At 74.1% G+C, this 25,766-nt stretch carries 29 protein-coding genes; 18 read left to right on the top strand and 11 right to left on the bottom strand.

The features are described 5' to 3' along the window. Positions 1–3: 3 nt before the first annotated feature. A complete protein-coding gene (locus ABZS66_RS11125; protein WP_354756951.1) occupies positions 4–303 on the bottom strand; it encodes a hypothetical protein in 300 nt (99 codons plus the stop codon). Between the two features lie 102 nt (positions 304–405). On the opposite strand from ABZS66_RS11125, the gene ABZS66_RS11120 reads away from it, so the two are divergent. From ABZS66_RS11120 to ABZS66_RS11110, 3 genes are read left to right on the top strand one after another with little or no spacing between them, the layout of a single operon-like run. Next, the gene (locus tag ABZS66_RS11120) at positions 406–1,362 is read left to right on the top strand and encodes an MBL fold metallo-hydrolase (RefSeq protein ID WP_354756950.1); all 957 of its coding nucleotides are present in this window, start codon (positions 406–408) and stop codon (positions 1,360–1,362) included. 16 nt (positions 1,363–1,378) lie between these two features. After that, on the top strand, positions 1,379–1,780 hold the full coding sequence (locus ABZS66_RS11115; protein WP_354756949.1) for a hypothetical protein: 402 nt from the start codon (positions 1,379–1,381) through the stop codon (positions 1,778–1,780). A gap of 58 nt (positions 1,781–1,838) precedes the next feature. Then, on the top strand, positions 1,839–2,303 hold the full coding sequence (locus ABZS66_RS11110) for a DIP1984 family protein (RefSeq protein ID WP_354756948.1): 465 nt from the start codon (positions 1,839–1,841) through the stop codon (positions 2,301–2,303). A 415-nt stretch (positions 2,304–2,718) separates the two neighbouring features. On the opposite strand, the gene ABZS66_RS11105 is transcribed toward ABZS66_RS11110, so the two are convergent. Together ABZS66_RS11105 and ABZS66_RS11100 are read right to left on the bottom strand one after the other, a co-directional pair. Continuing rightward, a complete protein-coding gene (locus ABZS66_RS11105) occupies positions 2,719–3,465 on the bottom strand; it encodes a phosphotransferase (RefSeq protein ID WP_354756947.1) in 747 nt (248 codons plus the stop codon). Positions 3,466–3,521: 56 nt separating this feature from the next. Beyond that, the gene (locus ABZS66_RS11100; protein WP_354756946.1) at positions 3,522–4,394 is read right to left on the bottom strand and encodes a helix-turn-helix transcriptional regulator; all 873 of its coding nucleotides are present in this window, start codon (positions 4,392–4,394) and stop codon (positions 3,522–3,524) included. 136 nt (positions 4,395–4,530) lie between these two features. Here ABZS66_RS11100 and ABZS66_RS11095 point away from each other — a divergent pair, with 136 nt between their 5' ends. The 4 genes from ABZS66_RS11095 (at position 4,531) to ABZS66_RS11080 (ending at position 8,041) form a co-directional block, all read left to right on the top strand. Further along, positions 4,531–5,391 carry an SDR family NAD(P)-dependent oxidoreductase gene (locus ABZS66_RS11095; protein WP_354756945.1) on the top strand — a complete coding sequence of 287 codons (861 nt, stop codon included), beginning with the start codon at positions 4,531–4,533 and terminating at the stop codon, positions 5,389–5,391. A 31-nt stretch (positions 5,392–5,422) separates the two neighbouring features. Then, on the top strand, positions 5,423–6,337 hold the full coding sequence (locus tag ABZS66_RS11090; protein WP_354756944.1) for an aminoglycoside phosphotransferase family protein: 915 nt from the start codon (positions 5,423–5,425) through the stop codon (positions 6,335–6,337). 38 nt (positions 6,338–6,375) lie between these two features. Then, complete coding sequence (locus tag ABZS66_RS11085) at positions 6,376–7,260, top strand: fructosamine kinase family protein (protein ID WP_354756943.1); 885 nt, start codon at positions 6,376–6,378, stop codon at positions 7,258–7,260. Between the two features lie 94 nt (positions 7,261–7,354). Further along, positions 7,355–8,041 carry a hypothetical protein gene (locus ABZS66_RS11080; RefSeq protein WP_354756942.1) on the top strand — a complete coding sequence of 229 codons (687 nt, stop codon included), beginning with the start codon at positions 7,355–7,357 and terminating at the stop codon, positions 8,039–8,041. A gap of 21 nt (positions 8,042–8,062) precedes the next feature. Here ABZS66_RS11080 and ABZS66_RS11075 read toward each other — a convergent pair whose 3' ends face one another. Next, complete coding sequence (locus ABZS66_RS11075) at positions 8,063–9,076, bottom strand: aminotransferase class V-fold PLP-dependent enzyme (RefSeq protein WP_354756941.1); 1,014 nt, start codon at positions 9,074–9,076, stop codon at positions 8,063–8,065. A gap of 300 nt (positions 9,077–9,376) precedes the next feature. Between ABZS66_RS11075 and ABZS66_RS11070 the strand changes: the two genes are divergently transcribed. From ABZS66_RS11070 to ABZS66_RS11055, 4 genes are all read left to right on the top strand, one after another. After that, entirely contained in the window at positions 9,377–9,739 is a 363-nt protein-coding gene (locus tag ABZS66_RS11070) for a hypothetical protein (protein WP_354756940.1), read from the top strand. Between the two features lie 30 nt (positions 9,740–9,769). After that, positions 9,770–11,194, top strand: coding sequence for an oligopeptide:H+ symporter (locus ABZS66_RS11065; protein ID WP_354756939.1), 1,425 nt, complete (start codon positions 9,770–9,772; stop codon positions 11,192–11,194). 162 nt (positions 11,195–11,356) lie between these two features. Continuing rightward, positions 11,357–12,883: a GMC family oxidoreductase N-terminal domain-containing protein gene (locus ABZS66_RS11060; protein ID WP_354756938.1), complete on the top strand. Its 1,527-nt coding sequence runs from the start codon at positions 11,357–11,359 to the stop codon at positions 12,881–12,883. 17 nt (positions 12,884–12,900) lie between these two features. Next, the gene (locus ABZS66_RS11055; RefSeq protein WP_354756937.1) at positions 12,901–14,421 is read left to right on the top strand and encodes a carboxyl transferase domain-containing protein; all 1,521 of its coding nucleotides are present in this window, start codon (positions 12,901–12,903) and stop codon (positions 14,419–14,421) included. Between the two features lie 24 nt (positions 14,422–14,445). Here ABZS66_RS11055 and ABZS66_RS11050 read toward each other — a convergent pair whose 3' ends face one another. Beyond that, positions 14,446–15,672, bottom strand: a complete 1,227-nt coding sequence (locus ABZS66_RS11050) for a LuxR C-terminal-related transcriptional regulator (protein WP_354756936.1) — start codon at positions 15,670–15,672, stop codon at positions 14,446–14,448. A gap of 431 nt (positions 15,673–16,103) precedes the next feature. Here ABZS66_RS11050 and ABZS66_RS11045 point away from each other — a divergent pair, with 431 nt between their 5' ends. The 3 genes from ABZS66_RS11045 to ABZS66_RS11035 all read left to right on the top strand — a co-directional run bounded on the left by ABZS66_RS11045 (position 16,104) and on the right by ABZS66_RS11035 (position 17,298). Then, on the top strand, positions 16,104–16,253 hold the full coding sequence (locus ABZS66_RS11045) for a hypothetical protein (RefSeq protein ID WP_354756935.1): 150 nt from the start codon (positions 16,104–16,106) through the stop codon (positions 16,251–16,253). A 6-nt stretch (positions 16,254–16,259) separates the two neighbouring features. Continuing rightward, a complete protein-coding gene (locus ABZS66_RS11040; protein WP_354756934.1) occupies positions 16,260–16,487 on the top strand; it encodes a hypothetical protein in 228 nt (75 codons plus the stop codon). A gap of 274 nt (positions 16,488–16,761) precedes the next feature. Beyond that, positions 16,762–17,298: a nucleoside monophosphate kinase gene (locus ABZS66_RS11035; RefSeq protein WP_354756933.1), complete on the top strand. Its 537-nt coding sequence runs from the start codon at positions 16,762–16,764 to the stop codon at positions 17,296–17,298. Here the strand turns inward: ABZS66_RS11035 and ABZS66_RS11030 are convergent. Next, complete coding sequence (locus tag ABZS66_RS11030; protein WP_354756932.1) at positions 17,291–18,460, bottom strand: amidohydrolase family protein; 1,170 nt, start codon at positions 18,458–18,460, stop codon at positions 17,291–17,293. The two genes, ABZS66_RS11035 and ABZS66_RS11030, sit on opposite strands and share 8 nt — an antisense overlap. Positions 18,461–18,546: 86 nt before the next feature. Here ABZS66_RS11030 and ABZS66_RS11025 point away from each other — a divergent pair, with 86 nt between their 5' ends. The 3 genes from ABZS66_RS11025 to ABZS66_RS11015 all read left to right on the top strand — a co-directional run bounded on the left by ABZS66_RS11025 (position 18,547) and on the right by ABZS66_RS11015 (position 20,626). Continuing rightward, on the top strand, positions 18,547–18,933 hold the full coding sequence (locus tag ABZS66_RS11025) for a RidA family protein (RefSeq protein WP_354756931.1): 387 nt from the start codon (positions 18,547–18,549) through the stop codon (positions 18,931–18,933). A gap of 102 nt (positions 18,934–19,035) precedes the next feature. Next, a complete protein-coding gene (locus ABZS66_RS11020; RefSeq protein ID WP_354756930.1) occupies positions 19,036–20,478 on the top strand; it encodes a DUF6461 domain-containing protein in 1,443 nt (480 codons plus the stop codon). A gap of 10 nt (positions 20,479–20,488) precedes the next feature. Further along, positions 20,489–20,626: a hypothetical protein gene (locus ABZS66_RS11015; RefSeq protein WP_354756929.1), complete on the top strand. Its 138-nt coding sequence runs from the start codon at positions 20,489–20,491 to the stop codon at positions 20,624–20,626. A 16-nt stretch (positions 20,627–20,642) separates the two neighbouring features. Here ABZS66_RS11015 and ABZS66_RS11010 read toward each other — a convergent pair whose 3' ends face one another. Further along, positions 20,643–21,005 (bottom strand): hypothetical protein, encoded by a 363-nt coding sequence (locus ABZS66_RS11010; RefSeq protein ID WP_354756928.1) that lies wholly within the window; start codon positions 21,003–21,005, stop codon positions 20,643–20,645. 129 nt (positions 21,006–21,134) lie between these two features. Between ABZS66_RS11010 and ABZS66_RS11005 the strand changes: the two genes are divergently transcribed. Then, positions 21,135–22,355, top strand: a complete 1,221-nt coding sequence (locus ABZS66_RS11005) for an MFS transporter (RefSeq protein ID WP_354756927.1) — start codon at positions 21,135–21,137, stop codon at positions 22,353–22,355. On the opposite strand, the gene ABZS66_RS11000 is transcribed toward ABZS66_RS11005, so the two are convergent. Genes ABZS66_RS11000 through ABZS66_RS10985 form a run of 4 tightly spaced genes read right to left on the bottom strand, consistent with a single transcriptional unit; the run spans position 22,302 to position 25,759 of the window. Further along, positions 22,302–23,288 carry a cyclase family protein gene (locus ABZS66_RS11000; protein WP_354756926.1) on the bottom strand — a complete coding sequence of 329 codons (987 nt, stop codon included), beginning with the start codon at positions 23,286–23,288 and terminating at the stop codon, positions 22,302–22,304. The genes ABZS66_RS11005 and ABZS66_RS11000 overlap by 54 nt on opposite strands. Next, positions 23,285–24,232 (bottom strand): D-2-hydroxyacid dehydrogenase family protein, encoded by a 948-nt coding sequence (locus ABZS66_RS10995; RefSeq protein ID WP_354756925.1) that lies wholly within the window; start codon positions 24,230–24,232, stop codon positions 23,285–23,287. The genes ABZS66_RS11000 and ABZS66_RS10995 overlap by 4 nt, the downstream gene beginning before the upstream one ends. Continuing rightward, complete coding sequence (locus ABZS66_RS10990; RefSeq protein ID WP_354756924.1) at positions 24,223–25,059, bottom strand: MBL fold metallo-hydrolase; 837 nt, start codon at positions 25,057–25,059, stop codon at positions 24,223–24,225. The genes ABZS66_RS10995 and ABZS66_RS10990 overlap by 10 nt, the downstream gene beginning before the upstream one ends. Further along, positions 25,046–25,759 (bottom strand): hypothetical protein, encoded by a 714-nt coding sequence (locus tag ABZS66_RS10985; RefSeq protein WP_354756923.1) that lies wholly within the window; start codon positions 25,757–25,759, stop codon positions 25,046–25,048. The genes ABZS66_RS10990 and ABZS66_RS10985 overlap by 14 nt, the downstream gene beginning before the upstream one ends. Positions 25,760–25,766: the final 7 nt, after the last annotated feature.

The raw sequence follows: 25,766 nt of genomic DNA, 5'->3' as shown, positions 1-25,766 counted from the left end.
CGTTTACGGGTTGTCCCCGTCGTGCTCGACGCCTTCCTCGGCGCTGACCACCTCGCTGATGGCGGCGAAGAAGGCACCGATGCCGGGCAGGTTGGCGCCCTTGGCCCGGGACGCGGCGAAGTCCTCGTGGCTGTTCCAGGTCACGATGTCGAGCCACTGACCGTCGGGCAGCCGCACGAGGCGGGCGTCGACGAATCCGGTGCGGTCGGCGCGGAAGTCGGCCAGCATGGCCGGCCGCGCCCGCAGCAGGTCGGCTTCGCGGTCGGGCGCGACCCGGAACCGGGTCAGTTCGACGGTGCTCACGGGACCACGGTACCGACCGCTCGCGGGCGCGGGACGCGGCGCACGCAAGCTCACCCGCCGCCCGGGACAGCGTCGCCGGCGGCCGGTGTGTGAAACTGTCGCGTGGCCACGACCGCCGAGCTGCTCCGCCGTGGACATCCGTTCCGCCAGTGGAAGACCTGGACGATGCCGGCGTCCGGGCTCACGCTGACCGGATACTCCCGGTCGAACGACAAGACGTACTTCCACGTGCCCGAGCTGAAGCTGGGCCTGGACGCCGGGCTGGTCGAGTCGCGGCAGGCCGAGACGCTGCTGCTCACCCACACCCATCAGGACCACGTGCGGGACCTGGACTACGTGGCGACCCGCCCGGACGGCGTGGACATCTACGTGCCGGAGCCGACCGTGCCGTACGTCCAGGAGTACTTCCGGGTCAACACCGAGATCAACCAGGTCGCGCCCTACGACGCGACGCTCGCTTCGCCGGCGCGGCTGCACGGGGTGCGCGCCGGCGACGAGTTCCGCTTCGGCCGGCGCGGCGCCCACGTGGCCCAGGTCGTCGAGTGCGAGCACAAGGTGCCCTGCGTCGGCTACCGCGTGTCGGAGGTCCGGCGCGGGCTCACCCAGGAGTACCAGCGGCTGCGCGACACCCTGCCGCAGGCCGACTTCGGCCGGCTCGTGGCCGCCCGCCGAGCCGCCGGCGATCCGGTCGACGAGGAGATCCGCCGGCCCCTCTTCGCGTACCTCGGCGACACCCACGCCGACGCGCTGACCCGCTACGACTGGCTCGCCGACTGGCCGGTCGTCATCACCGAGTGCACCTACCTCGACGACACCGAACTCGACCGGGCCCGCCGCGTCGGGCACACTGTGTGGAGCCAGCTGCGACCGATCGTGCTCGCCCACCCGGACACCGTGTTCGTCCTGATCCACTTCAGCCTGCGCCACTCCGACCGGGACGTCGTACGGTTCTTCCGCGAGCAGGAGGCGCTCGGCGTACCGCTGGACAACGTGGTGCTGTGGGCCACCGAAGACAGCCACCTGCCCGAGCAGCACACGCGCACTGCCGTGACCGGCTGACGAGAGGGGCGACCCGATGCGATTGTGGCCACACGTCGCGGTGCTCGCGCTGCTGATCCTGCCCGGGGTTGCGCTGGTGCTGTTGTCTCGCCGGCGCCGCGGGGTGGACCCGCAGGTGACGCGGGAGGCCCTCGAAGCGGTTGCCGCCGGCCGCCCGCTGACCCGCGAGCAGATGATCGCCGCCGCCGTGCACACGGCACTGAACCCGGTCGAGGCCCGCGGCGTGGTCACGGCGGTCTACTCCGCCGACCACTACGAGGTGGTGCTCACCGACGGACGCCGGATGCCCGCCCTCCGCGGCGACCGGATGTGGCACCGCCGCCGCAAGGTCACCATCGGCGATCCGGTCCTGGTCAGGATGTCGATCGGCGGCGAATCGTGCATCATCCGGGAGCGCCTGCAGGCGTCGGCCCCCTGACCGGTCCGCCCGGAAAACCGGGATGCCGGGTGGATCATCGTCGGCGATACTGGTGGCCGTGAAGCTTGCGGAGGCTCTTGCGCTGCGTGCGGATGCGTCACGCCGGGTCGAACAGCTCCGGGCGCGCATCACCGGCAGCGCCCGCTATCAGGAAGGTGAGCAACCCGCCGAGGACGCGGTGGCGTTGCTTGCCGAGGTCGGTGCGGTGCTCGACGAGCTGGAGTCGTTGATCCGGCGAATCAACCGTACCAATGCCGCGACCACGGTCGAGGGCGGCACGCTGACCGACGCGCTCGCCCGCCGTGATGTGCTGCGCCTGCGCCACGGCGTGGTGACCGCGGCGGCGAGTGCCGCGGCCGGGGAGGGCCAGCGTGGGTACCGGCAGCTGCGCTCCGAGCTCAAGATGCTCTCGGCGTTGCCGGTGGCCGAGCTGCGCGCCGAGGCCGACGACCTGGCCCGGCAGCTCCGCGAGGTCGACACCCTGATCCAGCGCACGAACTGGGAGGCCGAGCTGCTGGACTGAACCGGGATGCGGAGCAGGTAGCCGACGTGGAGGCGTGCACGAACCCGAGAGCCGGCGGGTAATTCGGCTCCTTTCTCCGGCGCGTCGCGGGCAGACGTGGGGTTCGACTCCCCGACACACAACGCATGCCCAGCACGGCACACAAGTGACGGCGCACGGAGCACGGCACACCACCGGGTGCAGATCCACGACGGCGAGGGCGGGCAAGGGGCACTCCGCATCCCGCAGCGCTGCTGCTTGCATGTGCGCGATGGTCGCGGGTTTGGCAGACTGCTGCGGCGCCTGCCCGTCGACCGATGAGGTGCTGACGATGCTTGACGACGGTGTCCAGCCCAACGAGACCACCGTGCCGATGCTGCCACGCTGCTCGTGCGGTGGATGCCCGCCACGGCCTGACGCCCACCCGCTGCCATCCTCACATCCGGGCTCTCAGCACGTCGACCTCGCAGCCCGGCGAGGACGGGTCGAAGCCGTGCTCGGACAGCCAACGGATCGCCAGCAGGCTCCGCAACGACCACCACGCGCGGATCACGTCGAGGTCGACGTCGGTGCCGTAGCCGGCGACGACGTCGTCGAGGTGCTCCTCGTGTCCGAGCGTCAAGGTGGCAAGGTCGAACATTGCGTCGCCCTGGCTCGCCTCGGACCAGTCGATCACGCCGGTGATCTCGTCACCGGCGACGAACACGTGGGTGATCTGCAGGTCGCCGTGCGTGAACACCGGGGTCCACGGCCGGAGCGCGGCCTCGGCAACCCGGCGGTTGCGCGTGATTAGGTCGGTGGGAAGGACGCCGTTCGTGACGAGCCACTCGCATTCCTCGTCGAGGAGCGACGCGATCGCGTCGACGCCCCGACCGGGCCATGGCGGCAGCGGCGCGTCGTGCAGCATCCGTACGGCGGCTCCCGCCGCGGCCCACGCCGCCGGCGACGCGCTCGACGGCTCGCCGAGGCGGCCGAGCGCCGTCCCGGGGACGGCGGCGATCGCGAGCACGGGCGGCCTGCGCCACAGGACCTCCGGGGTCGGGATCGGCGCCATGGCCATCGCCTCGACCTCGACGTCGATGCGCGTCTGATCAGCGTCGACCTTCAGGAACACGTCACCGACCCGCAGCGTCGCACGCTCGTTGTGGGCGACGACGACCTCGACCTCCTGCACGTCGGCCATTGTCGCGGGGATGACCATCGACGTCGCCGCATTTATCGGGTTGCCGCCGCGAGTGGTCAGTTTCCGTCCTCTTCCGTCATGACCGCGAACCGGTCGGTGCCGAGCACCGTGAGCAGGACGAGTTTCTCGCGGCTCTCCGTGCCCGGGGTGGCCGTGAAGATGAGCAGCGACTGGCCCTGGTCCGGTTCCAGCAGGAGTTGGCAGTACAGGTCCAGTCGCCCGACCTGAGGATGCACGAACCGTTTGGTGTCGCTCCACCGCAGGCCAACCTCGTGACGCTCCCAGAGTGCGCGGAACTCCCCGCTGGCGTGGCGCAGGCCGTCGGCCAGCTCCGCCGCGTCCGAGCCGGGTCCGTCCCGGCTGACGGCGGCGCGCAGCAGTGCGACGTTGATCCGGCTGTTCTCGTCGTGGTCCTCGGGGTGGTAGCGCGCGCGGGCGGCCGGATCGGTGAACCAGCGGTACGGTGCGCTGCGCGCGTGGCCGGTGTACTGCGTCTGGTCGCCGAGCAGCGCCACCGCGGACGGGGTCTGCAGAAGTGTCTCGCCGAGCGGGCCCATGACCTGTGCCGTGGCGCCGGACAGGCCGTCCATGACCCGCATCAGCCCGGGGCTCACGTGCCGCGTGCGCAGGTCGCGGCGGGCGGTGCGGTAGCCGGCGAGGAGGAACAGGTGGTCGCGCTCGTCCGGGGTCAGGCGCAGGCCGCGGGCGATGGCGGCGACCATCTGCTCCGACGGCTGCGGCCCGTCGCCGCGCTCCAGCCGGGCGAAGTAGTCGGCGGACATCGTGCACAGCTCGGCCACCTCCTCCCGGCGCAGGCCCGTGGCGCGCCGGCGCGGCCCCCGGCGGAGCCCGACGTCCTCGGGCTGCAGCGCGGCGCGCCGGGTGCGCAGGAAGGCACCCAGGGACGAATGGTCGAACGTGCGGTCCATGGTCCCCATCGTTGGGCATCCGGCGCGGCTCAGCCACGCCCTGGCAGTCAGTGGTTGCGCGGGTCCTTCATCCGCCGGTGGCGCCCGCGTTCACTGAACCCGTCGCATCGGACCGCGAGACACGGAGTCAGCAGCCATGACCAGATGGACAGCGAACGACCTTCCGGACCTGACCGGCCGGACGGTGGTGATCACCGGCGCCGGCCGTGGCCTCGGCCTGATCACGGCGCGCGAGCTGGCCCGCGCCGGCGCCCGCGTCGTGCTGGGCGTCCGCGACCCCGGCCAGGCCCGCCACGCCGTCGCCGGCCTCCCCGGTACCTTCGACGTCCGACCGCTCGACGTGGCGGACCTGAGCTCGGTGCGAGCCTTCGCCGGCTCCTGGTCCGGCGACCTCGACATCCTGATCAACAACGCCGGCGTGATGGACATCCCGGCCGCGCGCACCGCCGACGGCCTCGACCTGCAGACCGCGACCAACTACACCGGTCCTTTCCTGCTGACCACCCTGCTCCTCGAGCACATCACCGACCGGGTGGTACACGTCACCAGCCAGCTGCACCGGCAGGGCAAAATCGATGTGAACGACCTCGACTGGCGCACCCGGCAGTACAGCGGGATGCGCGCCTACGAGGCGTCGAAGCTCGCCGTCGTCCTGTTCTCCCTCGAACTGCAGCACCGGCTGACCGCCGCCGGCAGCCGGGTCCGCTCGGTGCTCGCCAGCCCGGGCATCGCCCGTACCGCACTGGCCGCCCACTCCCGGTCGAACGTCATCAACCGGTTCACGTTCCTCACCAACGACCCGGAGCGCGGGGCGCTGTCGCTGCTCTACGCCGCCACCCAGGACGTCCCCGGCAACGCCTACGTCGGGCCGGACGGCTTCGGCGGTCTCCGGGGCGACCCGGCCGTTCGCCGGCAGGGCCGGGCCGGCCTCGACAAGACCGTCGCCGGTCAGCTCTGGGACGCGACCGCCGGCCTCGTCGCCGGCGTCGCCCGATGAGACACCTGGTGACCGGATACCGTTGCTCCCCGTGACCCACGTCGAGATCGAGATCACCGCGGAGCTGGTCCGGGATCTGGTCCGCGACCAGCACCCCGACCTCGCCGATCGCCCGGTCCGGCTCGGCGCGCGCGGATGGGACAACCAGCTGTGGCGGCTCGGTGACGACCTGGCCGTCCGGCTCCCCTGGGCGACCGGGTCCGCGGACGCGCTGCTGCGCAAGGAGCACTCCTGGGTGCCCGCGCTTGCCCCGCGCCTCCCGCTGCCGGTCCCCGTCCCGCAGCGACTTGGCGAGCCCTCCCAGCGGTTCCCTCGGCCCTGGATCATCACCACCTGGGTTCCGGGCACACCCGCCGACCGGCTCCCCGTCACGCGTGCCGCGGACGCGGCCGAGTCCCTGGCCGGTTTCCTGACCGCCCTGCACCGACCCGCGCCCGGCGGCGCGCCGGCCGGCCGGGACCGCGGCGGGCCGCTGGCCGACCGCGCCGAGGGGTTCGCCAGGGGACTCACGGCCGCCACCGAGCGGGGGCTGGTCAACGACCCGGACGCCGTCCGCGCGGTCTGGCACGACGCGGTCACCGCGCCGGAGTGGACGGGCCCGGCGCTCTGGCTCCACGCCGACCTGCACCCGGCGAACGTTCTCACCGCCGACGGCACCTTCTGCGGCGTGATCGACTTCGGCGACCTCTGCGCGGGGGACCCGGCATGTGACCTCGCCGCCGCGTGGAACCTGCTCCCGGACGACACCACCGACCACTTCTACGCGGCCTACCAGCCGACCGTGGACACCGCGACCATGCGCCGCGCCCGCGGCTGGGCGGCGGCACGCGCCCTCGCCGGCATCCTCATCGGCGACGACGGTGTCCACGGCCGCCCCGGCGGCAAGCCCACCTGGGGCCCACCCGCCCATGCCGCCCTGCAACGCCTCATCGCGACGATCCGCTGACCCGGCGAACCGCAGTGCCCGGACGAGAGGAGCCTGTCGTGACGCGCTCGACGACGTACCTGCTGGAGTGCCTGCTCCGGGCCGGGATGCACGATGTCGTCACGGTGGAGCCGGCGACGGGTGGGCTCGCGGCGCTCGCGGGCATCGCCGTCCGCCGGGACGCGCCGGCGGTGTTCGTCAAGGCCTTCGCCGACGCGCCGGCCGACGACGTCTTCGTCGCGGAGGCCGAGGGGTTGGACGCCCTGCGCGTGCTCGGCGGCGTGGCGACACCCGAGGTGATCCTGGCGAACCGGGAACTGCTCGTGCTGTCGATGCTGCGGCCGAGGCCGAGCAGCGAGGCCTTCTGGGAGCAGTTCGCGCACGCGCTGGCCCGCCTGCACCTGGGCACGACCCATCCGCGCTTCGGATGGCACCGCGACAACTGGCTCGGCCGCCGCCGGCAGGTGAACACCTGGGACGACGACGGCTTCGCGTTCTTCGCACAGCACCGGCTGCTGCGGTGGCTCGGGCAGCCCCGCGTCGACGCGGCCCTCGACGCCGCGGACCGGGCGGCGCTGGAGCGGCTGTGCCACCGGCTGCCCGACCTGCTGCCGGACCGGCCGGCCTGCCTGACGCACGGCGACCTGTGGATGCAGAACGTCCTGGCCACTCCGGGCGGGCGGCCCGCGCTGATCGACCCGGCCGTGTCGTACATGTGGGCCGAGGTCGACCTCGCCCACGTGTGGTCCACCTCGCCCCCGCCGGAGGCGCAGCGGTTCTTCGCCGTCTACGCCGAGCTGACCTCCCTCGACGGCGACTGGCCGGCCCGCATGCCGATCGTCCAGCTGCGACAGCACCTCGCCGTGCTGGCCCAGTTCGACGACGACTGGGGCGCGGGCGACCAGGTCCGGGCCACCCTCGCCCCGTTCCGGACCCGAACCTGACCGGCCGCCCGACGGTTGACCCCGGCGCATCACGTGATGAACTGGTCTGGGCGGACGACCCGAGACGAATTCGTCGGTGAGGTGAGGAGCGGGCATGCGGTGGTTCCGGCGCAAGCAGGCCGACAGGCCACTCATGGTCGACCCGGTGCGGCAGGAGGCGCTGGTCGCCGACGTGCGGCGGCGGTTCGGCGGGCATCTCCCGGGCCGGTTCCAGGACCAGGCCGGTGCGCTGGCGCAGTTCCTCAACGACGACGACGGACTGGCCGTGGCGAACCGGATCGTGCACGAGACGGCCGAGCAGGCGCATGCCGACCTCCAGGCGCAGGCCGCCGCCCGCGGATACGGCGTGGACCGGCGCAACTACCGCGCGCTGTACCGGCAGACGGGCCTGCAGTACCGGCTCGACGCGCTGCCGCCGGGGTGGCACCCCTATGTCCACCTGCCGGCGGCGCTGGCCGCCGTCGAGGCGAACGCCAAACGGGCCATGGTGCTCACCGATCCGAACTGGCTGCTGATCCACACGCTGGAACTGCTGGACCTCACGGTGTCCAGTTGGGAGTTCGGGCGGGTCCCGGTCAGCGCCGACGCCGCCCGCCTCGCCTCCCGCCTCATCGCCGCCGCGACCCGGATGCGCCTGACCGAGGACAACCCGCCCGCGCTGCCACCGGGCATCCGCGAGGTGATGCGCAGCAACCGGACGATGAACGTCCACGACGGGGCCGGCGCGGTGGTCGGCGTCATCAACGTGGGCGCGCAGACTCGCAGCTCGTTCCTGATCTAACGGCGCAAACTGGGCAAAAGGTCAGCCGGTCAGGGCGGTCAGGGCCGCGTCGACGTCGGCCTCGGTCGTGTAGGCGTGGAACGACGCGCGCACCCGGCCCGCGCGGACGGCGGCGCGGATGCCGGCCCGGGCCAGGCGCTCCTCGGCGCCCGGCACGTCGACCGTCACGATCGCGCTGTCGCCCGGCGGGCGTCCCAGCCCGGCCAGGAAACGGTTGGCCAGGGCGACGTTGTGTGCCCCGATCGCCGCCACGCCCAGCTCCTCGACCAGCTCCAGGGCCGGGGCCGCGCCCACGTACGCCGGCCAGGACGGGGAGATGTCGAAGCGGCGGGCGTCGGCGGCCAGGCGCAGCGGCGGGCCGTAGTAGGAGGCGTGGACGTCCTCGCCCGCGTACCAGCCGGCCGCGTACGGCGTCAGCAGCGGGCGCAGCGACGGGGCCAGGTAGGCGAACGAGGCGCCGCGCGGGGTCATCAGCCACTTGTAGCCGCCGGTGACCACCACGTCGGCGAGCGTGCCGTCGAACGGGAGCCAGCCGCAGGCCTGGGTCGCGTCGACGATGACCAGGGCGCCGTGGGCGCGGGCGGCCGCCACCACGGCGGCGTAGTCGGCGACGGCCCCGGTCGCCGACTGGACCAGGCTGAACGCGACGGCGTCGACGTCGCGGTCCACGAAGGACGCCAGCGACCCGGCCGGCACGGTACGAACCGAGGAGCCGGCGACCAGCCACGGGAACAGGTTCGACGTGAACTCGACGTCCGGGACCAGGAACCGGCGGCCGGCCAGCGCCGCCGCGACCGGGGCGAGCAGCTGCGACACCTGCGCCCCGACGCAGACGTCGGCGACCGGGACGCCGATCAGCCGGGCGTAGGACTCCCGCGCCCGGCCGGTCGAGGCGTCCCAGCCCTCCCACGACGTGCGGCCCACCCGCCAGTCGGCGAGCATCGCCTGCAGTGCCTCGAACGCGCGCCGGGGCGGCAGCCCGTAGCTCGCGGTGTTGAGCCAGCCCGGCGAGGCGTCCCACAACGTCGCATCCACAAGGGAAACCTTAGTTGCAGCGCCGGACGATCGGGCTGTATCGCGATTGCTCGAACACGCTGCCCACCACCGTGCGGGCGTCGTCCGAGACCCCGACCGCCTGACAGGTACCCCCGGAGGCCAGGCCCGGCAGCCGGCGCACCGTCGGTGGCGAGCACCTCCCCGGCCGGGGTGACCGCGTCGGTCGACCCGAACGGCACCCGGCTCACCTCACCCGTGGCGAGGTTCCAGCGCACCAGCGGCCGCCGACCCGACGGACCCGGGCAACGAAAACGTTGCGTCCGGGAGACAATCATCGGCATGAGTGCGCTCTCCGACCAGCTCAGCGCGATCCTGGCCGAGCACGCGATGTCGGCCGACGACCACCGCGACCTCGACGGCTACGCCCAGTCGGTCTTCGAGTTCAGCGAGACCGACGTCTGGGGCTGGTCGGTCGAGGCGACCAGCGGGTATGTGCGGGTCACCGCGCAGGCCGGCCCGGTGGCGCGCAGCCGGGCGGAGGCGATCGCCGCCGCCGAGCGCCTCTACGACCGGCTCACCGCCGTGCTGCCGCCGGTCTCGCACGTCTCGGTCGGCGCCCGCAGCGTCTACGACCGGGTCGACCGGGCCGTCGTCGGCTGGGTCGGCGACGTGCGGCTCCGGGCCGACCACCCCAAGGAGTAGCCACCGCCCCGCCGGGTAGCCGGGAGGCCCATGGGGACCTTCTTCGGCCAGCCGCGCGTGCTCGGCAACCTCTTCGGTGTCGAGCTGTGGGAACGGTTCTCGTTCTACGGGATGCAGGGCATCCTGCTCATCTACCTCTACTACGAGGCGGAGCGGGGCGGGCTCGGCATCGACCAGGCGGTCGCCACCAGCATCGTCGGCGCCTACGGCGGTGCGGTGTACCTGTCGACGATCCTCGGCGCCTGGACCGCCGACCGGCTGTTCGGGCCGGAGCGGGTGCTGTTCGGCAGTGCGGTCGTGGTCATGGCCGGTCATGTGGCGCTGGCGGTACTGCCGGGGCGGGCGGGCGTCGCCGCCGGGCTGGTGCTCGTGGCGATCGGCAGCGGCGGCGTGAAGGCCAACGCCACCTCGCTCGTCGGCTCGCTGTACGCGCCGGACGACCCGCGCCGCGACGCCGGCTTCTCGCTGTTCTACCTCGGCGTCAACCTCGGGGCGCTGGCCGGTCCGCTGCTGACCGGGCTGGCCCAGCAGCGGCTCGGGTTCCACTACGGCTTCGCGCTCGCGGCGATCGGGATGGCGGTCGGGCTGACGCAGTACGCGATCGGCCGGCGGCGGCTGGGTGACGCGGCGCGTGCGGTACCGAATCCGCTGCCGAGGAACCATTGGGCCCGAGCGGCCGGCATCGCCGTCGCCGCCCTCCTGCTGCTCGCGGCCGGGGCCGTCGTCGTCCCGGCCGGGCGGCTGGCCACCGCCGTCGTCGTGCTCAGCGCGGCCGCCGCGGCCGGCTACTTCGCGCTGCTGCTGCTCAGCCGGCGGGTCACGGCCGAGGAGCGGCGGCGGGTGGCCGGGTTCGTGCCGCTGTTCCTGGCCAGCGCCGTGTTCTGGTCGCTGTACCAGCAGCAGTTCACGGTCGTCACGATCTACTCCGACCAGCGGCTCGACCGGCACGTCCTCGGCTGGGAGGTGCCGGTCTCCTGGGTACAGGCGATCAACCCGATCTTCGTGATCATCCTCTCGGGCGTCTTCGCGGCGCTGTGGACCCGGCTCGGCGACCGCCAGCCGTCGACGCCGGTGAAGTTCGCCGCCGGCACCGCGATCATGGGCGTGGCGTTCCTGCTGTTCCTGCCCCTGGCCGGCGGCGGGCCGAACAGCGCGCCGCTGGTCGCCCTGGCCGGCATCCTGCTCGTGTTCACCATTGCCGAGCTGCTGCTGTCGCCGGTCGGGCTGTCCCTGGCGACGAAGGTCGCCCCGGCCGCGTTCCGCACGCAGACGGTGGCGCTGTTCTTCCTGTCGGTGGCCCTGGGCACGGCCATGGCGGGGGTGCTCGCCGGCTTCTACGACCCGGCCCACGAGCGGCCGTACTTCGGCGCGCTCGGCCTGGCGGCGATCCTGTTCGCCGCGGTCCTGGCCCTGCTCACGCCGCCGATCCGCCGCCTGCTGGGCAGCGTGCGCTGAGCCGGTCCTGGTCATGGCCGGGGCGGTGCTGGCCGGCGTGCCGGCGCTGGTGTTGTTCGTGCTGGCGCAGCGGTACGTCATCGAGGGCGTCTCACGCAGCGACCTCAAGGGATGAGCGGTTCGCCCTGGCGTAAAGCGGGACCTGCGGGGTAGCGCCTGCGGATGAGGACCACGTACGACTACGTCGTGGTCGGCGCCGGGACCGCCGGCTGCGTGCTCGCCGCGCGGCTGTCCGAGGACCCCGCCGTCAGCGTCCTGCTGCTGGAGGCCGGCGGCCGCTCGCCCCTGGAGGCGCCGCCACCGTTCTGGCCGACGCTGCAGGGGACCTCGGCCGACTGGGCCGGGGTCTCGGTGCCGCAGGCCGCGACCGGCGGCGTGGTGCCGTGGCCGCGCGGCCGCGGCGTCGGCGGATCCTCGGCCATCAACGGCATGGTCTTCACCCGCGGCCACCGCTCGAGCTACGACGCCTGGGCCGCCGCCGGCGCCACCGGGTGGGGCTTCGAGGAGCTGCTGCCCTACTTCCGGCGCAGCGAGCACGCCCCGGGGCGCGACCCGGCCACGCGGGGCGTCGACGGGCCGCTGACGGTCGCTCCGGCGGCACCGGGCCATCCGGTCGCGCAGGCCCTGCTGGCGGCCGCGCAGCAGACCGGATACCCGGTCGTACCCGATGTCAACGCCGGCCTGGACGAGGGCTTCGGCTGGTCCGACCTGAACATTGTGGACGGTCGGCGGCAGAGCGCCGCCGACGCGTATCTCGTGCCCGTCCTGCCCCGCCCGAACCTCGCCCTGGTCACCGACGCGCTGGCCCACCGGCTGCTGTTCACGGGCGGGCGCTGCACCGCGGTGCGGTACGGCGTGGGCAGCGAGGTGTGCACCGCGCGCGCCGACCGCGAGATCGTGCTCACCGCCGGGACGGTCGGCTCGGCCGTGCTGCTGATGCTGTCGGGCATCGGGCCGGCCGCGCACCTGCAGCAACTGGGCATCGAGGTCGTCGCCGACCTGCCCGGAGTGGGTTCCAACCTCCAGGACCACCCGCGGTCCACCGTCATCTACAGCGCGGCCCGCCCGCTGCCGCCCGGCCGCACCAACCGCGCCGAGGTCGCCGGCCTGGTCCGCAGCGACCCGTCGGTGGCCGCCCCGGACCTGCAGCTCCAGTTCGTCGACATGCCGTACTACGCACCCGCGCTGCCTCCGTCGATGCCCGGCACCGGCGAGGGCTGGAGCATCGGCATCTCCGCCATGGCCCCGCGCAGCCGCGGCACGGTCCGCCTCAGCGCCGCCCGCCCGGATGCGCCGCCCCGGCTGGACCCGAACTACTACGGCGATCCGCACGACGTGGCGGTGATGACGGCCGGGCTGCGCATCGCCCGCACGATCGGCACCGCGCCCGCCCTCGAGCCCTGGCGCGGCGCCGAAGTGCTGCCCGGACCGGCCGTGCAGGATCCCGACGAGGTGCGCGACTACCTGTTCCGGAGCCTGCGCACGTACTCCCACCAGGTCGGCACCTGCCGCATCGGCCTCGACGACCGCGCTGTGGTCGACCTGCGGCTCCGCGTGCGCGGGATCGACGCGCTGCGGGTGGCCGACGCCTCGGTCATGCCGACGATCGTCTCCGGCAACACCAACGCGACCGTCTGCGGCATCGCCGAACGCGCCGCGGCCATGATCACCGGCTGGACCCGTCCGTGATGTTGCACCATGGGTGCATGTCCATGGACGAACTCGTCGCCCGCAAGGCGTGCACCCGTGACGACGCGCGGCCCGAGGCGGTCGCGAAACGGCACGCGGCCGGCGGGCGCACCGCCCGGGAGAACCTCGCCGACCTGGTCGACGAGGGCAGCTTCGTGGAGTACGGCGCCCTCACCGTGGCCGCCCAGGAGCAGCGCCGCGACCTGGCCGAGCTCATGGCCCGCACCCCGGCCGACGGGATCGTCGCCGGCACCGCCCGGGTCGGCGGCGCCGCGTGCGCCGTGCTCGCCTACGACGCCACCGTCCTGGCCGGCACCCAGGGCCTGCGCGGGCACCAGAAGACCGACCGGCTGCTCCACCTGGTCGAACGGCTGCGCGTCCCGGTCGTCTTCTTCGCCGAGGGCGGCGGCGGGCGGCCGGGCGACACCGACGTACCGGTGGCGTCGGCCCTCGACGTGCGGACGTTCGCGCTCTGGGCCCGCCTCTCCGGCGTCGTACCCCGGATCGCCGTCGTCGCCGGCCGCTGCTTCGCCGGCAACGCGGTGATCGCCGGCGCGGCCGACCTCATCGTCGCCACCGCGACGGCGAACCTCGGCATGGCCGGCCCGGCGATGATCGCGGGCGGCGGCCTCGGCACGTTCGCGCCCGAGGAGATCGGCCCGATCGACGTGCAGACCCGCAACGGCGTCGTCGACGTGGCCGTCGCCGACGAGGCCGAGGCGGTCGCGGTCACCAAGCGCCTCCTCGGCTTCTTCACCGGCCCGGTCCCGCCGGGCCCGGCCGCCGACCAGGCGGTGCTGCGCGGGATGGTGCCGGAGCGGGAGCGCACCGCGTACGACGTGCGGCCGATCGTCACCACCCTGGCCGACACCGGCTCGGTGGTCCTCCTCCGCGAGCGCTTCGCGCCGGAGCTGGTGACCGCGCTGGCCCGCATCGAGGGCCGCACGGTCGGCGTCATCGCCAACCACACCCGGCACGCGGCCGGCGCGATCACCAGCGACGCGGCCGACAAGGGCGCCCGCTTCCTCCAGCTGTGCGACGCGTACGGCTTCCCGGTCGTCTCCCTCGTCGACACCCCCGGCATGATGGTCGGCCCCGCGGCGGAGCAGACCGCCCTCGTGCGGCACACGTCCCGGCTCCTCGTGGCCGGCGCCCGCCTGCGGGTGCCGCTGATCGGCGTGGTGCTGCGCCGCGGCTACGGCCTCGGCGCGCAGGCCATGCTCGGCGGCAGCACCAAGGAGCCGGTCCTCACGGTCGCCTGGCCGGCCGCCCACCTCGGCCCGATGGGCCTGGAGGGCGCGGTCCGCCTGGGCATGCGCCAGGAGCTGGCCGCGATCGAGGACCCGGCCGAGCGCGAGCGCACGGTCCGCCGCCTGACGGAGGAGTACCGCGAACGCGTCGAGGCCCTCAACGCGGCCCGCCTGTTCGAGATCGACGACGTGATCGACCCGGCCGACACCCGCACGGTCATCGCCGCCACCCTGTCCGCGTGCCCGCCGGCGCCGCCGTCCACGGAACGGTTCGTGGACACCTGGTGATGTCGGGCGACGGTGGTCGCGGCGTCAGTGGCTGAGGTTGTTGTCCAGCGCGTACCGCGTGGCCGCGCTGCGGGTGCCGACGCCGATCTTGCGGTAGATGGCTCGCAGGTGGGCGGCCACGGTCCGCTCGCTGACGTGCAGGCGGCGGGCCATCTGCGCGTTCGTGAGCCCCTCGGCGAGCACGGCCAGCACGGCCACCTCCCGCTCGGTGAGCCGCCCGCCCGCGCCGGTCTCGGGCCCGGCGGCGGACTCCCCGGCCGGGACGACCAGCCGGCCGGGGCTGGGGCAGCCGGCCAGGATCCGCTTGACGTCGGCGCGCAGCCCGGCAGCGTCGGCGGTCCGGCCGAGCCGGGCGCGGGCGATCGCCAGGGTGGCCCGCACCTCGGCCTGCTCGACCCGGTACGGGCCGCGCCGCACCAGCTCCCAGGCCCGATCGAGGCACGGCTCGGCCGCCTCCGGGCGGTCCTCGGCGAGCGCGAGCCAGCCCTCGGCGAAGTGCCGGGCGTACGTCAGCGTGTGCTCGTCCAGCCGCTGCCAGCGCGGGTCGCCGGCCGCCCGGTCGACCCATTCGCGCACAGCGTCGCGGTCGCCGCGCCCGCAGTACAACACCTGCAGATTGCCCATCGCGCGCACGGCGAGGAGGTGGTGTGCGGTCGCGTCGGCCCGGGTCAGGCACCGGCGCAGCGCGTGCAGTGCGGTGTCGTCCTCACCCCGCCGCAGGTCGACGCCGGCGGCGTGGGCGAGCGCGGTGCCGTGCCACACGTCGTCGCGCGGCACCCGGCGCAGCGCGACCGCCGACCAGTCGCACGCCCGGGCCATGTCGCCGTCGGCGTAGCTGTGCATCTGGTGCAGCAGCGCCGTCTTGGCCTCGATGTCGTCGCGCGTCGCCGGGTCGAGGTCGGGCCGGCCCTCGGCCTCCTGCAGCCAGGCCAGCCCGCCCTCCAGGTCGCCGGAGAGCACCGCGGTCATCGCCCGGGCGACCAGCAGCCGCGCGTCGGACTGCAGCGTCGCCGCGCCGAGGGTGTCGAACCAGCTGATGGCGGTGGACACCTGGCCGTCGTTGGCGACCCGGAAGTAGTCGCGGTGCACCAGGTCGCGGGCGCAGACCGTGTCGCCGGCGGCCATCGCGTGCCGGACGGCGTCGGCGACCATCCCGTGCTGCTGCAGCCAGTCCGCGGCCCGGCCGTGCAGGATCGGCTCGAGGCCGGGCTCCATCCGGTCCAGCTCGCGGCGCAGCACGTCGCGCAGCATCCGGTGGTAGCGGAACCACCGCCCCTGGTTGTCGAGCGAGACCAGGAAGAGCTCGTCGCGCTCGGCCCGGTTCAGCCGCTCGGCGGCGTCGTGCTCGCCGGTGATGTGGTCGCACAGCTCGGGCGGAGCACCGGTCGAGGATCGCGGTGCGGCGCAGGAAGGCCCGCATCTCGTCCGGCTGCCGGCCCACCAGCTCGCTCATGAGGTAGTCGGCGACGTTGCGGTCGGTGCCGGAGAACGACGCGATGAGCTCGTGGAAGTCGGGCCGGGCGCGCAGCGACAGCGCGGCCAGGTGCAGCCCCGCGCACCATCCCTCGGTGCAGTCGTAGAGCCGGTCGGCGTCGGCCTCGCCCAGCGGCTCGCCGAACTCCCGGTCCAGCAGCGTGGCCGCCTCCTCCCGGCTGAGCCGCAGGTCCTTGGGGCCGAGCTCCATGAGCACGCTGCTGCCGCGCAGCCGGCTGGTCGGCCACTCGGCCGGGGGCTGGTGGCGGCTGCTCACCACCAGGCTCAGCGTCGGCGGCAGGTGCGCGACGAGGAACCCCAGCGTCTCGTGGATGCCCGGGTCGGTGACGGCGTCGTAGTCGTCGATGACGAGCGTCACCGGGTCCGGCAGCAAGGTCAGGTCGTTGACCAGGGCCGGCAGCACGTCCTGGGCGATGCTGGTGCCCGGCGCGGCGAGCAGCCGCCGGGCCCGCTCCACGGCGTCCGGCGCCGCGTCGGCGAGCGCCGCCAGGACGTACGCCCAGAAGAAGGTGGCCGTGTCGTCCATCGGGTCGGCCGTGTACCAACCGAGCCGCGGCACCGTCTGGGCGTAGAGGGCGACGACCGTCGACTTGCCGCTGCCGACGGGCGCCGCGACGTAAACGAGCCGGCCCGGCGCGGCGCCGCGGGCCAGGCGACCGATCAGCTCGGTGCGCTCGAGGTACCCCAGGCACAGCCGCGGCGGCACGAGCTTGTTGCGCAGCAGGTCCCGCACCCTGCCTAGGTACCCATCCCGCGCGCGGATAGGCAGTTGTGCCGATGGTGGCCGCCGCGCGCGTTCGTAGCGTCGTTGGCGTTGTTCACCGAACTCGTCTTGGAGGGTTTCGAATGCGAGTGCTGATGATCGGTCCGCCGGGCGCCGGCAAGGGGACGCAGGGCGCGCGGATCGCCAGGCACTTCCACATCCCGCACATCGCCACCGGCGAGGTGCTGCGCGACCACGTGTCGCGGGGCACGGCGATCGGCCGCGCCGCGCAGGGCCACCTGGACCGCGGCGAGCTGGTGCCGGACAGCCTGCTGTTCAACGCGGTGCGCGGGGCGTTCGCGGCCGGCGGCTTCGTGCTCGACGGCATGCCCCGCACGCTCGACCAGGCCCGGTCGCTGGAGCGGCTCGGGATGACGGCCGACGTCGCCGTCCACCTGCACGCCGACGACGAGGAGCTGACCCGCCGGCTGCTGGCCCGGGGAGCCTCGGGCGGGCGCTCCGACGACGTCGAGCCCGTGATCAGGGAGCGGCTTCGGCGGTACCACGAGCTGGCCGCGCCGCTGACCGCGTGGTACCGGCTGCGGGGCATGCTGGTGTCGCTCGACGCCACCCGCCCCGCCCACCTGGTGGGCCGCGACGTGCTCGCCGCGCTCACCTGACCCGCACGCCGGCCCGGAACACGGCGCGCACCGCCGTCAGCGCGGCCAGGTCCGCCAGCGGGTCGCCCGCGACGGCGAGCAGGTCGGCGTCGTACCCGGGCGCGACGCGGCCCTTCCGGTCGCCGACCCGGCACGCCTGCGCGGCCGTGGACGTCACCGACCGCAGCGCCTCCACCGGGGGCATGCCGAGGTACGCCGCCATCATCGCCGGCCCGTACGGCAGGGCGTCGACGGGCTTCAACGGCCCGATGCCGGCGTCGCTGCTGCACACCAGCGGGATGCCGGCCGCGCGGACCTGCTGGAACACCGCGACGATGAGCGGCAGCACCTTCCGGATGCGCGGCGGCGGCGTGACGCCCGGCCTGGGCTTCTGCGCGACCGTGGCACCGATCGGGATGCCCGCGTCGGCGATGGCCCGGATGATCGCCGCGTCGGCCTCGGCCCCGTCCGCCGTCATGAACGTGCCGTGCTCGATCATGTCGACCCCGGCGGCGACGGCGTTGGCGATCCCGCCCGCGCCGTGGGCGTGCGCGGTCGTCGGCAGCCCGTGCCGCCGCGCCTCGTCGACCGCGGCCCGCAGCTCGTCGACCTCGAACTGCGCCACGTGCGAGGCCGACCCGGGGGTCAGCTCACCGCCGGTCGCCATCAGCTTGATCACGTCGACGCCCCGCGCGGCGTGCTCCCGCACCGCCGCGCGAACCCCGTCGGCCCCGGACGCCGCGCCGCCGAGGAACCAGCAGTGCCCCTGCCCGGTCGTGATCGGCGGCCCGGCGGCGAGGATCTCGGGGCCGGCGGTGCGGGCCGTCTCCTCGCGGAGCCGGACCGCCAGGTATCCGCGGTCGCCGAGGTCGCGGACGGTGGTGATGCCCGCCGACAGCGCACGCTCCGCTGCCGTGCGCATCATCGCCAGTACCGCCTCGTCGTCCGCGCCGGCGAGGACAGCGACGGGATCGGGACTCGCGTCGAACACCAGGTGGACGTGGGAGTCGACGAGCCCCGGCAGCAGGGTCGCCTCCCCGAGGTCGACGAGTTCGGCCGTGGCCGGCGGCTCGCCCCCGGCCAGCACGGCGACGATGCGCGCGCCTTCGACGATCACGACGGGCCGCTCGACGGGCACGGCACTGACGCCGTCGAAGAGCCGCCCGGCCCGGATGGCCAGCATGAGGGCATTAGACCCCCGGCCCCGCCCGGTGTCGATCGGAAACCCGTCTCCCGACTCCCCCGGGTGACCTCTGCAAGCATGATCGGATGGAGCTGACCCCGCACCGCCCCACGGACGGCGTGTACCCGGCCACCGACGACTACGCCCACGCGATGGAGGTCCGCGGCGCCGCGCGGCTGCTGTTCGTCGCCGGCACGATGGGCCTGCACCCGGACGGCACACCCGGCGCCGGCCTGGCCGAGCAGCTCGACCTGATCTGGTCGAACATCCGCGCGATCCTGGCGTCGGCGGACATGACGGTCGACAACATCGTGCGCCTCACGAGCTACCTCACCGACCCGTCCTACGCCGAGCCGAACGCCGCCGCCCGGGTGGCCGCGCTCGGCGGCCGGGCCGTACCGACGACGGCGATCGTCTGCCAGACGCTCGTGAGCGACTGGCTGGTCGAGATCGAGGTGATCGCCGCGGGGTAGGGCGCCCCGCTCAGCCCCCGAGCGCCTCGGCCATCACGCCGAGCCCGGCTCGCCCTCGCACCGGGCCACCTTACCGAGGTCGTCCGCGTAAGGTGTGCGCGCGTGGAGGAGGTCGAGCGGTACCGGTGGGTGGACGACTCGGTGCTCGGCGACGGAGCCTGTGTCACGTTCGTCGAAGGTATGGATCTCGCCGCCGTGGCTGAGGCCTTCGGCGGGTCGATCGAGGAGGCCACCGACGCCGGGCTCGACTTCGACAGCCGCGTGGCGCTGCGGCAGGTCGGTGGCTGGGTGGTCGCGGCCGAGGTCGGCGGGTGGCAGGGCAGCCGCGGCGAGGTGCTGCGCCGGTTGACCGGCGGCCGGGCGGTGAGCTGCTACTGGAACATCAACGCGGTCACGCGGTTCAGGTATGCCGGCCACGGCACCGTGGTGACCGAGTTCGAGGCGCTGTTCCCAGACGACCGGGGCGGAGCCGATCCGGAAGCGCTCGAACTGCTGCGGGCCGATCTGCCATGGGGTGACCGGATCGGCTCGACCCATCAGTTGATGTTCGCGCTCGCGGCGCGGATCACCGGCGTCGAGCTTGCCGCGGAGATGATCGACGGGCCGATGGTGACACTGCCACTGCGCCTCTGGCCGGAGGATGTCGTCGCGCGGGTGCTGCCGAGGTACGAGTTGCTCACCCACGAGGATCCCGAGCTCTCCGCGGCGCTCCAGCGCGCCGGCGAGGCGACGCTGCGGATGGCGGCGCGACTCGCGGCCGGGCACGTGGCTCGCGCGGCCGGGATGCTTGAGCACCCGGCCATCGCGGCGGTCGTCGCCGGGGAGCCGGCGCCGATGGAGCGCCTCGACGCCTTGGCGCGACATGCGCACGGAGTCCAGGCGCGCGCCGTCGCAGCGGCCCGGGCCTGCACGAGCCCGTCCGCGCTCGCGGCCGCGTTCCGGGCGGTGACCGAGGCGGGCTCGCAGCAGGTGCGCGACAGCATCCTGGAGGCGCTCGGCTCGCCCCAGCCACCCGGCGGGTCCGGCGGGGTCCCGCTCGACGAGCACTGGCTGGGCTGGGACGGCTGTGCGACGTACGTCCACGGGCTCGCCGCCGCCGACGTCGCCGCCGCCCTCGGCGCCGACCCGGACGTGGCCGGCACCGGCCCGGTCACGCTGAGCACCCGGCCCCTGGCGTGGGTCCGGACGGACGGCGAATGGGTCGTCGTCCTGGAGCCCGGCCGCCGACCGCGCCCGGCCGACCGGCTCCTCGAGCGGCTCAGCGCCGGCGGCGAGGCCGTCCAGGCCGAGTGGAGCACGACCGGCAACGTCTGGTTCCGCCACGCGGTCGGCGGCGCGCTCCGCACCCGGTTCAACGGATACGCGCCCGAGCGGGCCTGGGGCACCGAGCCGCACGCACTGCGCGACCTCGTCGCGGACCTGCCGATCCCCCGGCCCGGCGCCGACGGCGGTGGCCAGGCCGCCGGCCTCCTGGCCCTCGCGGCGCGGATGACCGGCGTCGAGATCGACCTGGACGGGCGGTGGCGGGCCCATCACCAAGACTAGGCTTCGACCCGTGCCCGAAGATCACGCGGTCGCGCTGATCGGCACCGACGACCGCGTCAAGGCCGTCATGCGCGCCCAGGGTCCGCGCGGCCGGGAGCTGCTGGCGCTGCTGACCGAAGCCCGACGCCAACGATCGGCGGCCGGCTGACGGCACCGCGGCGGCCTCAGGCTCGGCGGCGCCACCAGGCCAGGTCCGGTGCCGTGAACGGATCGTGGAACGTCCGCTGCCGGAAGCGGTCGTCCAGCGGCGCGACCTGCGCCAGCAACGCCCGCCGCGCCCGTGGGCCGAGGGCGACGAGCGCGCGCTCCAGCACGTCGCGGTGCTCGAGCGGGTCACAACACAGACATCCGGCCCGCACGGCGTCCCGGAACAGCCCCGCCGCCGGCTGATGAACGGCCTGCTTCCACCCCGCGAGCGCGGCGGCGACCGCACCGGGCCACAGGTAGGCCCGCTCGCAACGGGCGATCTGCCCGAGCACCCCGGCCGGCAGTCCGGGAACCACCGCCGTGGCCGACCTATGCGTCACAGCCCTCGCATGATTGTCGTCATGCCACCATGATCGCATATGTACGGTCTTCCCGGCGGTGCAGATCGTGCACATGGAGGACAAACGCTCTGCGTAGCGCCCTGACCGTCAAGAACATAGATTCGGGCGATGTCGATGCGCCGCCTGATGGACAACCGCGATGTGCGGTTGTACCTCGGCGGGCAGGTCTGCTCGTTGCTCGGGGACTCCGCGCTCTGGCTGGCCATGGGCGTCTGGGTCAAGTCACTCACCGGCAGCAGCGCCGCGGCCGGGCTCGTGTTCTTCTTCTTCACCGCGCCGACGCTGCTCGCGCCGGTGGCCGGGCTGCTCGTCGACCGGGTGCGCAAGCGGCCGCTGCTCGTCGTCGCCAACCTGGTCAGCGCGGCCGTCGTGCTGCTGTTGTTGCTGGTCGACGGCGCCGAGGACGTCTGGATCGTGTACCTCGTGATGAGCCTGCACGGGCTCGCCTACGCGGTGCTCGGTGCGGCGCAGTCCGCGCTGCTGATCCAGATCGTGCCGACGGAGCAGCTCGCCGACGCCAACGGGTTCCTGCGCACCGCCCAGGAGACGCTGCGGCTCGTCGGTCCGCTCGCCGGGTCGGGGCTGTTCGTGCTGCTCGGCGGGCATTTCGTGGCGGTGCTGGACGCGGTGACCTTCGCGGTACCGGTGATGTGTCTGTTGAAACTCCGGCTGCGCGAACCGCGGCCGAAGCCGTGGCAGCACCACTGGTCGGCGGAGATGCTCGCCGGAGTCCGGTTCGTCGGCCGCACCGCGCCGCTGCGGCACGTGGTCACGGCGACCGCGACCGCCCTGCTCGTGTTCGGCTTCACCGAGACGACCGTGTTCGCCGTCGTGGGCCAGGGGCTGCACCGGCAGCCGGCGTTCGTCGGCGTCCTCGTCGCCGTGCAGGGCGCCGGCGCGCTGCTGGGCGGGCCGACCGCGGCGCCCCTGGTGCGGCGGCTCGGCGAGCGGCGGGTCATCGGGCTCGGCCTGGCCACCGCGGCGGTCGGGGCGCTGCTGCAGACCCCGCCGTCGCTGCCGTTCGTGCTCGGCGGGGTCGGGCTGTTCGGGGTGAGCCTGCCGTGGATCGTCGTCGGCTTCACCACCCTGCTCCAGCGGGTCACGCCGGCCGACCTGCAGGGCCGGGTGTACGCCGCGGCGAGCACCATGATCACCGTGCCGCAGACGATCTCGATCGCGGTCGGGGCGGGGCTCGTCACGGCGCTGGGGTACCGCATCCTGCTCGCCACCGCGGCCGTGGTCACCGCGCTGGCATCCGGCTACCTGCTGCGACCGTCAGCGGATCGCGAGCGGGTTGATCGGGGAGCCCACGCCGCCGACGAGGGGTAGCGGCAGGGCCACGAACATGAACTCCCACACGCCGTCCGCGGCGCACGCCTCGGCCAGGTCGTCGAGGCAGAGCAGCTCGGCCAGCAGCAGCCCGAGGTCGCGCAGCGCGGCCAGGTGCAGCGGGATGCGCCACGAGCCGGCGGTGGCGTCGAGCGCCTCGACCGCCGAGTTGTCGGCGCCGACGAGGCTCACGTCGTGGCGGGCCAGCCACGGCACGCACGACACGTCGAGGCCGGCCTGCGGTGCGGTGCCGAGGCTGCCGTGGACGCCGTCCCAGCTGCCGAGCACGCCGGTGCGCACGAGCAGCACGTCGCCCGGGCCCACCGCGGTACCGGTGGCCCGCAACACCGCGTCGAGCAGCGCCGGGCCGATGACCGTGCCGGGCGGCACCACGGGCACGCCGAGGTGGCGCGCGACGTCGACGAGCACGCCGCGCCCGACGATGCCGTCGATGAGGTGGTGGATGCCGAGCCGCCGGGCGCCCTCGGCCGCGGTGACCAGCCCGGCCCAGTAGCCGTTGTAGAGGGTGTCGCGGTCGGCGACGTGGGCCAGCCCGTCGAGCTGGGTGTAGGTCTGGGTGCCCATGACCAGCAGGTCGTCGGAGTACGCCGGGTGCGCCGCGGTCCGGGCGACCACCCCGTCGGCCGTGGTGGACGTGCGCACGACCATGGCGCGCGGGACGGCGCCGGTGGGTGGGCCGCCGATGGGGAGTCCCAGGGGGTACCGCCGGCCGGTGCGCACGGCCGCGGCGGCCGCGCGGACGGTGTCGTCGGTGATGAGATTGGCGGTACCGCGCTGGTCCGCCGCGCCCCAGCGGCCCCAGTTGTTGGCGCGGCGGGGCCGGGCGCCGCTCACCTTGCCGTGCCGGTCGACGGTGTACGACGGCGGCCGCCACGGCGACAGCGGTGGCTCGGGCACGTCCTGCGGGTTCACGGCGCCTCCTCCAGCACGCGGACGGGATGCCCGGCCAGGAACGCCGCGACGTCCTCGACGAGCTGCGGGAAGTACTGCGCGTACGACTCCCGGGTGACGTAGCCGAGGTGCGGCGAGAGCACCACGTTCGGCGCCGCGCGCAGCGGGTCGCCGGGCGGCAGCGGCTCGGTGTCGTAGACGTCGAGGGCCGCGCCGGCCAGCCGCCCGGCCCGCAGCGCCGCCACGAGGGCGGCGGTGTCGACGATCGGGCCGCGGGAGGTGTTCACCAGCAGGGCCGAGGGCTTCAGCAGCGCGAGCTCGGCGGCGCCGATGTAGTGGCGGGTGGAGGGGGCCAGCTTGACGTGGACGCTGAGCACGTCGGCACCGGCGAAGAACGCCTCCCTGCCCGGCGCCTCGACGCCTTCCGGGGCGGCGGTCAGGTGGCGGCTCCACGCGGTGACCCGCATCCCGAGTGCCTGCGCGACCGGGATCAGGCCGCGGCCGATGTTGCCGAGGCCGACGATGCCGAGCGTCCGGCCGTGCAGCGTGGTGCCGAGGCCGGCCTGCCACCCGCCGGCGCGCACGAGCGCGTCGTGGCGCGGGATCTGCCTCGCCAGGGCGAAGATGAGCGCCCAGGTGTGCTCGACGGTGGCGACGGCCCCGGCCATGCCGGTCGTGCCGCAGACGGTGATGCCGCACTCGGCCGCCGCGCGCAGGTCGACGGCCGCGTTGGCCATGCCGGCCGTCGCGACGAGGCGCAACCGCGGCAAAGCGCGCAACACTTCGCCGGGCAGCGCTGTGCGTTCGCGCATGGCGACGACGCCGTCGAACGGTTGCAATGCGCGGACGACGTCGTCCGGCGACCCCAGGTGCTCGCGGAACACGGTGATGCGCACGGGCAGCGACGACCAGTCGCCCATGGACAACGCGACGCCCTGGTAGTCGTCCAGGATGGCTAGGTCCACCGCCGCCTGCCGTCGCCATCCAGCACGATCCGCCCGGGGCGCAGGCCGGGGAAGTGCGCGCCGACGACCGGCGTGCCGTCGCGGATGAACTCGTTGACCAGGCGCACCTGCGTGTCGCGCGCCTGCTGCTCGTCGACGTCGACGACCCGGGCCCAGGCGTCGTCGAGCAGCTGCACCGGGTGGTGCACGACGTCGCCGATGAGCACGGTGCGCTCACCGCGCGAGCTGAGCACCACGGTCGTGCAGCCGGGCGTGTGGCCGGCCGCGACGACGGCGTCGACGCCCGGCGCGAGGGTCTCGTCGCCGCTCCAGGTGGTGAAGCGGTCCGCGATCGGCGCCAGGGTGGCGGCGGCGACCTCGCGATAGCGGGCGTCCTGCGTCCCGCTGGTCTCCACGAAGTACCGCCAGTCGGCCGCATGGCAGCGGTAGACCGCGTTCGGGAACGTCGCGACGCCGTCGACCGCCGACCAGCCGATGTGGTCCATGTGCAGGTGGGTCAGCACGACGTCGGTCACGTCCTGCGGGGCGACGCCGGCCTGCGCCAGGTTGTCCATCAGCCGGGTGCCGCTGACCGACGCGGGGGCCTGCGGGCCGTACCCGGCGTCGACCAGCAGCACGCGTTCACCGGTGCGGATGAGGAACGTGCCGACGGGCATCTCCAGCCGGCCGTCGGGCAGGCACAGGTCGCGGTGCTCGGCCCAGTCCTCGTCGCGCCCGCCCTTGCCGAGCTCCTCCGGCCGCTTGCCGCCGGCGAGGTACAACTCGAGCGGCCGGACGTGGCCGATGCCGTCGGGCACGCCGACCACGTCGAGGTCACCGACCCTCATACGCACCGCTCGCGGGGAACACCTGCCGGTAGGTCTGCACGTGCGCGGCGATCGCGTCGCCGAGCTGCTCGCGCAGCGGCGTCCGCTTTCCGGCCGCCCTGAACTCGGCGGTACCGACGACGTCGAGCGACTCCAGCTCGTACACCGCGAGATAGGGATGGTCGGCCTGGGCCGGGTGCACGCCGAACCCGGCGTCGTCGGCGACGGCGCGGAACCGCCGCGCGCCGAGCACGCCGGGCACCGCGAGCATCGCCGGGAGGTGTTCGTCGTCGTACCAGCGGGTGAAGTCGTCCTCGACGGCCGCGTCGGCCCGCATGAGCACGTGGAACAGCGCCGGCCCGGCCGGGTGTCTCGGCTCCGGCTCGACCGGCCGGATCTGCTGGAACACGGTCCGGCCGAGGCCGAGGCCCATGGCCACCTCGAGGGTCCACGGGCTGGGGTCGGTGGAGAGGCGGTTGTACTCGTCGCTGCGCAGCGGCTCGTCGCCGGCGAGCTGGTACAGCGTGAGGAAGTTGAACTCGCTGGGCGAGGAGTAGGCGTTCTCGACGCGGGCGAAGCGGCGCCCGCCGAGGATGCCCGGCACGTCGACCATGTCGGCCAGGTGCTCCTGGTCGTACCACGCCTCGAAGCCGGGGACCCGGTCGTCGGGGACGGTCCAGCGCAGGTGCAGCAGGACGTCGCCGATGGCTTGTTCGGTCACGTTCACG

Origin of the sequence: Dactylosporangium sp. NPDC005572, from assembly GCF_040605515.1 — a bacterium.
Lineage (GTDB): Bacteria > Actinomycetota > Actinomycetes > Mycobacteriales > Micromonosporaceae > Dactylosporangium.
This window is presented reverse-complemented; position numbering and strand designations above follow the sequence as displayed.